The following is an 8,816-nucleotide window of genomic DNA, read 5'->3' as shown; positions in this document are numbered from 1 at the left end:
GATCCCGGCCGGGGGCGTCGGGGGTGACACGGGTGGATTCACCGTGCCGGTACGGGAGTTCAGGCGGGAGGTGCCGGGGGTGCAGGAGGGGTTGTTCTGAGGCCGGGACTGGCCGTACCGGCTGGACACCTTCAACATCGTCTGTGGGCCGGTGACCGCCGAGGTGTTTCCGGGGACGTCCGACTTCCCTGTGGACGAGCGGGGACCGGTGCGATAGGGAGGGAGGATCACGACGTGGATGCTGAGGCGGCCGAAGTCCAGGCGTTCTGGCGGCGGCTCGGGCTCCCCGGGCTGATCGACGTGCACACCCACTTCATGCCCGAGCGGGTGCTGCGCAAGGTCTGGGGTTACTTCGATGCGCTCGGGCCGGCGACCGGTGGAGCGCTCGAGTGGCCGATCACGTACCGGACGGAGGAAGCCGAACGGGTCGCGCTGATAAGGGAGTTCGGAGTACGCGCTTTCACCGCCATGCTCTATCCGCACAAGCCCGGGATGGCCGAGTGGTTGAACGGCTGGGCCGTCGACTTCGCCGCGCGCACGCCCGACTGTCTGCACACCTCGACTCTCTTCCCGGAGCCGGGAGTCGAGGACTATGTGCGGCGTGCCCTCGATGCCGGCGCGCGGGTGTTCAAGGCGCACGTGCAGGTCGGGGCGTACGACCCGGCCGACGAACTCCTCGACCCCGCTTGGGGGTTGCTCGCCGAGAGCGGGACGCCGGTGGTGATCCACTGCGGGTCGGGTCCCGCGCCCGGCAAGCACACCGGGCCCGAGCCGATCGGGCGGGTACTGGCCCGGCATCCGCGGCTGCGGCTGGTCGTCGCGCACATGGGGATGCCGGAGTACGAGGACTTCCTGGACCTGGCCGAGCGGTACGGGGAGGTGCGGCTGGACACGACGATGGCGTTCACGGACTTCAGCGAACGCCTCGCGCCCTTCCCTCCCGGTGCGCTCCCCCGCCTCGCCGCCCTCGGGGACCGCGTGCTGCTCGGCAGCGACTTCCCGAACATTCCGTATCCGTACGTTCACCAGCTGCACGCCCTGGAGCGGCTTGACCTGGGCGAGGACTGGCTGCGCGCGGTCTGCCACGACAACGGGGCGCGGCTGTTCGGACCGTGAGGGCGAGCTGAGAGTCCGACGGGTACGGGTGATGCGTGGAGAACATGGAGATGCGGGAGAGGTCGGGGCCGGTGCGGCGGGGATGCACGGCTCCGTGACCGCAGGATGAGCGCTGGGCAAGGGGTTCCAAGGTGTTCCCTGAGTGGTGCCTGTGAGTTTCTCAGGAAAATCACAGACTCCGGAAAGCGTGTTCTTAGGGGACCCCGACAAGGTGTCCACTATGACCACGACCTCGCCCCAGGGGCGCACCGAACTGCTGAGGCCGGACGGGAGCCCCGTCCGAGTGCTTGTGGTGGACGACGAGCTGTCGATCACCGAGCTGCTGTCCATGGCCCTCCGCTACGAGGGCTGGCAGATCCGCAGTGCGGGTGACGGGACCGGCGCGATCCAGACCGCGCGCGAGTTCCGGCCCGACGCTGTCGTCCTCGACATGATGCTGCCGGACATGGACGGCCTCACCGTTCTCGGACGGATGCGCAGAGAGCTGCCGGACGTGCCGGTGCTGTTCCTGACGGCGAAGGACGCCGTCGAGGACCGTATCGCCGGACTCACCGCGGGCGGCGACGACTACGTCACCAAGCCCTTCAGCCTCGAAGAGGTCGTCGCCCGGCTGCGCGGACTGATCCGCCGCTCCGGTGCCGCCGACCGCCGCTCGGACTCCGTGCTCGTCGTGGGTGACCTCACCCTCGACGAGGACAGCCACGAGGTGTCGCGGGCCGGAGAGGGCATCCACCTCACCGCGACCGAGTTTGAGCTGTTGCGCTTCCTCATGCGTAATCCCCGGCGTGTACTCAGCAAAGCGCAGATCCTCGACCGTGTGTGGTCGTACGACTTCGGTGGGCAGGCCAATGTGGTCGAGCTCTACATCTCGTACCTGCGACGGAAGATCGACGCCGGACGTGAGCCGATGATCCACACCCGGCGTGGGGCCGGTTACCTGATCAAGCCCGCGGCGTCATGAGCGGGCGACGACGGCCGCGTGCGCAGAAGAAGCGAGCGGGTAAGCCGCGCACCCTGCGGACACGGCTCGTCGTCGCGTCCGTGACGCTGATCGCGGTGGTGTGCGCGGTGATCGGTACGGTGACGACGCTCGCGCTGCGCTCCCATCTGTACGGCCAGCTGGACGGCCAGCTGAACGAGTCCGCCTCGCGTGCGTCCGGCTCGTTCGGTCCGCCCGGAGGCCAGCAGCCCAAGGGCACCCTCGGCGCGCCCGACGGGAAGACGCAGACGGAGGCGCAGGCCCGCGCGACCTCCCTCACCGACTTCGTCACCAAGGGCCCGCAGCCCCAGGGCACGATCATCGCCAAGGTCGAGAACGGCTCCATCACCGACGCCCGCCGCGGTGTGAAGCAGACGAGCGACCTTCAGATGACCCCGAAGAAGCTCACCAAGGACCAGATCGCCGCGCTCGGCTCCGTCTCCCAGGACGGCAAGCAGCACACCGTGGAGATCCCGGGAGTCGGCGACTTCCGTGTCGAGTACAAGAGCGGGGACAGCGGCAGTTACTACGTCGCCGTTCCGACCTCCGAGGTCGACAACACCATCAACACCCTGATCCTCGTCGAGCTCAGCGTCACCGGCGCCGGCCTGGTGGCCGCCGCCATCGCGGGCTACGTCCTCGTCGGCGTCGCCACCCGCCCCCTGCGCCGCGTGGCCTCCACCGCCACCCGGGTCTCCGAACTCCCCCTCCACACCGGCGAAGTCACCCTCAACGAACGCGTCCCCGAGTCCGAGACCGACCCGCACACCGAGGTCGGCCAGGTCGGCGCCGCGCTCAACCGGATGCTCGACCACGTGCACGGCGCCCTGCACGCCAGACAGCAGAGCGAGATGCGGGTACGGCAGTTCGTCGCGGACGCCAGCCATGAGCTGCGGACGCCCCTCGCCTCCATCCGCGGCTACGCGGAGCTGACCCGGCGCGGGCGCGAACAGACCGGGCCCGACACCAAGCACGCCCTCGGGAGAATCGAGTCCGAGGCGGGCCGCATGACCCTCCTCGTGGAGGATCTGCTGCTCCTCGCCCGGCTCGACGCGGGCAGACCGCTCCAGTTCGACCAGACCGACCTCATCCCGCTCGTCGTGGACACCATCAGCGACTCGCGCGCGGCCGGCATGGACCACAACTGGCGGCTCGACCTGCCCGACGAACCGGCCCTCGTGTCGGCGGACGCGGCCCGCATCCAGCAGGTGCTCATCAACCTGCTGGGCAACGCCCGCAAGCACACACCGCCCGGTACGACGATCACCGCACGCGTGCAGCGGCGCGGGCCGTGGATGTGCGTGGACGTCGAGGACAACGGCCAGGGCATCCCGCCCGATTTGCTGCCGCATGTCTTCGAGCGGTTCGCGCGCGGCGACTCGGCGCGGTCCCGCTCCACGGGATCGACGGGTCTGGGGCTCGCCATCGTGCAGGCGGTCGCGACCGCCCACGGCGGCGCGGTCACCGTGGACAGCGTTCCCGGACGCACTGTGTTCACCGTGCATCTGCCCGCCCTTGCACCGGCTGTGCCCACGCCCGCCCCCGAAACGAATTGGCAATCGCACTCACAGGCACAGCACAGTGCCACCACATGGGTGCAACAGGGCGCTTGAGGAGAGTCGGGGCATGCGAACCGACTCTTCTCCCGGCACCCTGCCGGCGCGGGAGCACCTCCCGGCCGGAGACGCCGGTACGCCTGTCCTGGACGTAGTGATCCCCGTCTACAACGAGGAGAAGGACCTCCAGCCATGTGTGCTCAGACTGCACGAGCACCTCAAGCGCACGTTCCCGTACGCGTTCCGCATCACCATCGCGGACAACGCGTCGATCGACACCACCCCTCAGGTGGCCGCGCGGCTGGAGTCGGAGATCCCCGAGGTCAAATCGTTCCGGCTGGAGCAGAAGGGGCGCGGTCGAGCACTGCGCACCGTCTGGTCCGCCTCGGACGCCCCGATCCTCGCCTACATGGATGTGGATCTCTCCACCGACCTCAACGCGCTGCTCCCCCTGGTGGCGCCGCTGATCTCGGGTCACTCCGACCTGGCGATCGGTTCCCGGCTGGCCCGCTCGTCGCGTGTCGTGCGTGGCGCCAAGCGCGAGTTCATCAGCCGGACCTACAACCTGATCCTGCGCGGCTCGCTCCAGGCCCGCTTCTCGGACGCCCAGTGCGGATTCAAGGCGATCCGGCGTGATGTGGCCCAGGCGCTGCTGCCGCTCGTCGAGGACACCGGCTGGTTCTTCGACACCGAGATGCTGGTGCTGGCCGAGCGTGCCGGACTCCGTATCCACGAGGTGCCGGTCGACTGGGTCGACGACCCGAACTCGACCGTCCACATCGTCAAGACGGCGACCGAGGACCTGAAGGGAGTGTGGCGCGTGGGCAAGGCCCTGGCCTCCGGTTCGCTGCCGCTCGACCGCGTCACGCGGCCCTTCGGTGACGACCCGCGCGACCGCGACATCCAGGACGTGCCCAAGGGGCTGGCCCGCCAGCTCGTCGGGTTCTGCGTGGTCGGCGGTCTCTCCACCCTCTTCTACCTGGTCCTCTACAGCGCCTTCCGGCAGTTCGGCGGCTCACAGATCGCCAACGCGCTCGCGCTGCTGGTCTCGGCGGTCGCCAACACCGCCGCCAACCGCAGACTGACCTTCGGGGTCCGCGGCCGGGGCGGCGCCGTCCGCCACCAGGCACAGGGCCTCGTCGTCTTCGCCATCGGCCTCGCGCTGACCAGTGGTTCGCTCGCGGCACTGAACGCGGCCAGCAGCGACCCGGCGCACTCCACCGAACTCGCGGTCCTGGTGGCTGCCAACCTCGCCGCGACCGTCCTGCGCTTCCTGCTCTTCCGCGCCTGGGTGTTCCCGGACCGCGGCGACAGCGCCGGGGAGTCGACGGTCGTAGCCATCAACACCCCTTCGTCGCCGACCTATTCGACGGCACCGCACCACCCGCAGAACCCCGGTTCGTACGCCCCGCTGCCCCAGCGTCAACCGCAGCAGAGCGCGTACGACACCTCCCCGAACACCACCCAGTTCCGCGCCGGTGAAGCCGCGGACGGCACCTGGAGGGACGCGACGATGCAGTTGCAGCCGGTGCGTCCCCACGACACCGATCCGAGGGATCCCCGATGACCACCGACACCGATCAGACGACCTACCCGGGAGGAGGCAGCCCCTCGTCCTGGGGGCCGCCTACCGGTGACAGCGACACCGGCAGAGATACGGCCGTGGCCGAGCCGGTGGCGCCCGCGGACACCCTGGCCCCCCAGTCCGGCGAGCCGAAGCAGCCGCTCGGCCGCCGCCTGTGGCGCGGCCGGCCCGAGGACCCGCGCTGGGCGCGCCCCGCGTTCTGGGGCATGCTGCTGGCGACGGCGCTGCTCTACCTCTACAACCTGAGCGCGTCCGGCTACTCGAACTCCTTCTACTCGGCGGCGGTCCAGGCCGGCAGCAAGAGCTGGAAGGCGTTCCTGTTCGGCTCGCTCGACGCGGGCAACGCGATCACCGTCGACAAGCCCTCGGCCTTCATGTGGCCGATGGAGATCTCGGTCCGCATCTTCGGCCTCAACTCCTGGGCGATCCTGGTCCCCGAGGTCCTCATGGGCGTCGGCACGGTCGCGGTCGTCTACGCGGCGGTACGGCGTCGGCACAGCCCCCAGGCCGGTCTGATCGCGGGCGCCGTGCTGGCGCTCACCCCGGTCGCCGCCCTGATGTTCCGCTTCAACAACCCTGACGCCGCACTGGCGTTGCTCATGGCGGTCGCCTGCTACCTCGTCGTCCGGGCCCTGGAGGACGGCCGTACGAAGTGGCTGGTGTGGGCCGGAGTCGCGATCGGCTTCGCGTTCCTGGCGAAGACCCTTCAGGCCTTCCTGATCCTGCCGCCGCTGGCCATCGTCTACGCGGTCTGCGCGCCGGTGAGCGTGAAGAAGAGGTTCGCCCAACTGGGCCTGGCCACGGGCGCGTTGGTCGCCGCGGCCGGCTGGTGGGTCGCGATCGTAGAACTGTGGCCTGCGTCCTCCCGCCCGTACATCGGCGGTTCGCAGGACAACAGCTTCCTCGGACTGACCTTCGGCTACAACGGGTTCGGCCGCCTCAGCGGCGACGAGACCGGCAGTGTCGGAGGCGGCGGTGGCGGCACCGGCACCGGCCAGTGGGGTGCCACCGGCTGGGACCGGATGTTCAACTCCGAGATCGGCAGCCAGATCTCCTGGCTGCTGCCCACCGCGCTGATCCTCCTCGTCGCGGGCCTGGTGGCCACGCGCAAGCTCAACCGGACGTCGGTCAGGCGCAGTTCGATGCTCGTGTGGGGCGGCTCGCTGGTGACGACCCTGGTCGTCTTCAGCTACATGGCCGGCATCTTCCACCAGTACTACACGATCGCGCTGGCCCCCTACATGGCCGCCGTCATCGGTATCGGCGCCGGTTCCCTGTGGGAGAAGCGCGGCGAGATCTGGGCGTCAATCACGTTGGCGGCGGCGGTAGTTGCCGCCGGCGTCTGGGGCTACGTCCTCCTCAACCGCACCCCCGACTACCTGCCCTGGCTGAAGTGGCTGGTCCTCCTCGGCTCCCTGGCTGGCGCGCTCGGCCTGATCTTCGTCGCGAAGATCGGCCGCCAACTCGCCCTCGCGGCAGTCGGCTTGAGCATCGTGGCGGGCCTGGCGGGCCCGGCGGCGTACACCCTCTCCACGGTCAACTCCGCGCACACCGGCTCCATCCCGACGGCCGGTCCGGCCGGCGCGAGCATGATGGGCGGCGGCGGCGGCGGTCCGGGCGGCGGCGGCCGAGGCGGCTTCGGCGGCGGCAACCGCACCGGCGGCACGGGCACCATGCCCGGTCAGCAGGGCGGCAACGGCGGCACCACCCAGAACCAGGGCGGCGGCTTCCCCGGCGGCGGCACGGGCACAGCTCCTGGCGGCGGCACCGGCACCACCCCCGGTGGCGGCGGTACCACGCAGAACCAGGGCGGCGGCTTCGGCGGTCAGACGGGCGGCGACGGCGGCATGGGCGGCGGTGGCGTCGGAGGCCTGCTGAACGGCGCGACGGTCACCTCGGCGGCCAAGAAGCTCCTCCAGACGGACGCGAGCAAGTACACCTGGGTCGCCGCGTCCATCGGCTCCCAGAACGCCGCGAGCTACCAACTCTCCACCGGCGACCCGGTGATGGCGATCGGCGGCTTCAACGGCACCGACCCGTCCCCGACGCTGGCCCAGTTCAAGAAGTACGTGGCGGACGGCAAGATCCACTACTTCATCTCGGGCAGCACCGGAATGGGCGGCAGCAGCAGCACGGGCAGCTCCTCGCAGATCTCCTCGTGGGTCGAGAAGAACTACAAGAAGGTGACGGTCGGTTCGGCCACCTTCTACGACCTGACGCAGAAGACGAGCAGCTGACACCCGGCTGACGGTTCTCCACTGAGCAGGGGCGGTGACCACCCGGTCACCGCCCCTCTTCGCGTCCGCCATATCTCTGTTGTACGCCGTATAGGGACTGTTCTACGGTGTACAACATGCCGACTTCCTCAGGCCCCCAAACCCTCCAGGGCCATCCCAAGCGTTGGATCGTGCTCGGAGTCATCTGCCTCGCGCAGCTCACCGTGCTGCTCGACAACACCGTCCTGAACGTCGCGATCCCCTCGCTCACCCGCGAACTCGACGCGAGCACCGCGGACATCCAGTGGATGATCAACGCGTACTCGCTGGTGCAGTCCGGACTCCTCCTCACCGCGGGCAGCGCGGCCGACCGCTACGGCCGTAAGAAGATGCTGATCGCGGGCCTGGTGCTGTTCGGCACGGGCTCGCTGGTCGCCGGACTCGCCCAGTCCACAGGCCAGTTGATCGCCGCACGTGCCGGAATGGGCGTGGGTGGCGCACTGCTCATCACGACCACCCTCGCCGTCGTGATGCAGATCTTCGCCCCCGAGGAACAGCCGAAGGCCATCGGCATCTGGGCCGCCGTCAACGCCCTCGGCTTCGCGACCGGCCCGCTCCTCGGCGGCTTCATGCTGAACCACTTCTGGTGGGGCGCGATCTTCCTGATCAACATCCCGGTGGCGGCGCTGGCGCTGGTCGCAGCGGTGGCCCTCGTCCCCGAGTCGAAAAACCCCCGCGGCGACCGCCCCGACCTCCTGGGCGCCCTGCTCTCGACGGTCGGCATGGCCGCGCTGGTCTACGCGATCATCTCCGGCCCGGCGCACGGCTGGACGTCCGGCCGGGTGCTGCTCACCGGCGGGGTGGCGATCGTGGTGTTGGCCGCCTTCGCGTACTGGGAGAACCGCGTCCCCTACCCCATGCTCGACCTGTACTTCTTCCGCGACCGCCGCTTCACGGGCGCGGTCACCGGGGTGGTCCTCATCACCTTCGGCATGGCCGGCTCACTCTTCCTGCTCACCCAGCACCTCCAATTCGTCCTGGGCTACGGCCCGTTGGAGGCGGGTGTCCGTACGGCGCCGCTTGCTCTGGCGATCGTCGCGCTCAACTTCTCGGGGCTGGCGGCGAGGTGGACGAAGCGGCTCGGGGCGCCGGTTTCCATCGCCCTGGGGATGGTGTTTATGTCGGCGGGGCTGGTGTCGATCGCGTCGCTGGCGTCCGGAGGGTATGCGGGGACTTTGGTGGGCCTGCTGTTGATCGGGGCGGGAGCGGCTGTGGCTAATCCGGCGATGGCTCACGCGATCATGAGTGCGATTCCGCCGGAGAAGGCGGGGGTCGGGGCCGGGATCAACGGGACGTTGGGGGAG

The 8,816-nt window shown here is 69.6% G+C and carries 6 protein-coding genes; all 6 read left to right on the top strand.

What is annotated here, in order from left to right; genetic code table 11:
- Positions 1 to 234 precede the first annotated feature (234 nt).
- Positions 235 to 1,116, top strand: a complete 882-nt coding sequence (locus ACNFOC_RS45590) for an amidohydrolase family protein (RefSeq protein WP_416964891.1) — start codon at positions 235 to 237, stop codon at positions 1,114 to 1,116.
- 220 nt (positions 1,117 to 1,336) lie between these two features.
- Positions 1,337 to 2,077 carry a response regulator transcription factor gene (locus tag ACNFOC_RS45585; protein ID WP_019054929.1) on the top strand — a complete coding sequence of 247 codons (741 nt, stop codon included), beginning with the start codon at positions 1,337 to 1,339 and terminating at the stop codon, positions 2,075 to 2,077.
- On the top strand, positions 2,074 to 3,708 hold the full coding sequence (locus ACNFOC_RS45580; protein ID WP_416964890.1) for a sensor histidine kinase: 1,635 nt from the start codon (positions 2,074 to 2,076) through the stop codon (positions 3,706 to 3,708). The genes ACNFOC_RS45585 and ACNFOC_RS45580 overlap by 4 nt, the downstream gene beginning before the upstream one ends.
- Before the next feature lie 13 nt (positions 3,709 to 3,721).
- A complete protein-coding gene (locus tag ACNFOC_RS45575) occupies positions 3,722 to 5,218 on the top strand; it encodes a bifunctional glycosyltransferase family 2/GtrA family protein (RefSeq protein ID WP_416964889.1) in 1,497 nt (498 codons plus the stop codon).
- Positions 5,215 to 7,473 (top strand): mannosyltransferase YkcB-related protein, encoded by a 2,259-nt coding sequence (locus tag ACNFOC_RS45570; protein WP_416964888.1) that lies wholly within the window; start codon positions 5,215 to 5,217, stop codon positions 7,471 to 7,473. The genes ACNFOC_RS45575 and ACNFOC_RS45570 overlap by 4 nt, the downstream gene beginning before the upstream one ends.
- Positions 7,474 to 7,589: 116 nt before the next feature.
- The coding region (locus ACNFOC_RS45565; RefSeq protein ID WP_416964887.1) for an MFS transporter at positions 7,590 to 8,816 on the top strand (1,227 nt) is incomplete at its 3' end.

The organism is Streptomyces colwelliae, assembly GCF_048158785.1.
In the GTDB taxonomy this organism is placed as follows: Bacteria; Actinomycetota; Actinomycetes; order Streptomycetales; family Streptomycetaceae; genus Streptomyces.
Note: the sequence above shows the minus strand (reverse complement) of the source record. Positions and strands in the feature narration are given on the sequence as shown.

Coding starts and splice junctions, on each gene's coding strand:
- ACNFOC_RS45585 (WP_019054929.1), top strand. CDS start 1,337: ATGACCACGACCTCGCCCCAGGGGCGCACCGAACTGCTGAGGCCGGAC.
- ACNFOC_RS45580 (WP_416964890.1), top strand. CDS start 2,074: ATGAGCGGGCGACGACGGCCGCGTGCGCAGAAGAAGCGAGCGGGTAAG.
- ACNFOC_RS45570 (WP_416964888.1), top strand. CDS start 5,215: ATGACCACCGACACCGATCAGACGACCTACCCGGGAGGAGGCAGCCCC.
- ACNFOC_RS45575 (WP_416964889.1), top strand. CDS start 3,722: ATGCGAACCGACTCTTCTCCCGGCACCCTGCCGGCGCGGGAGCACCTC.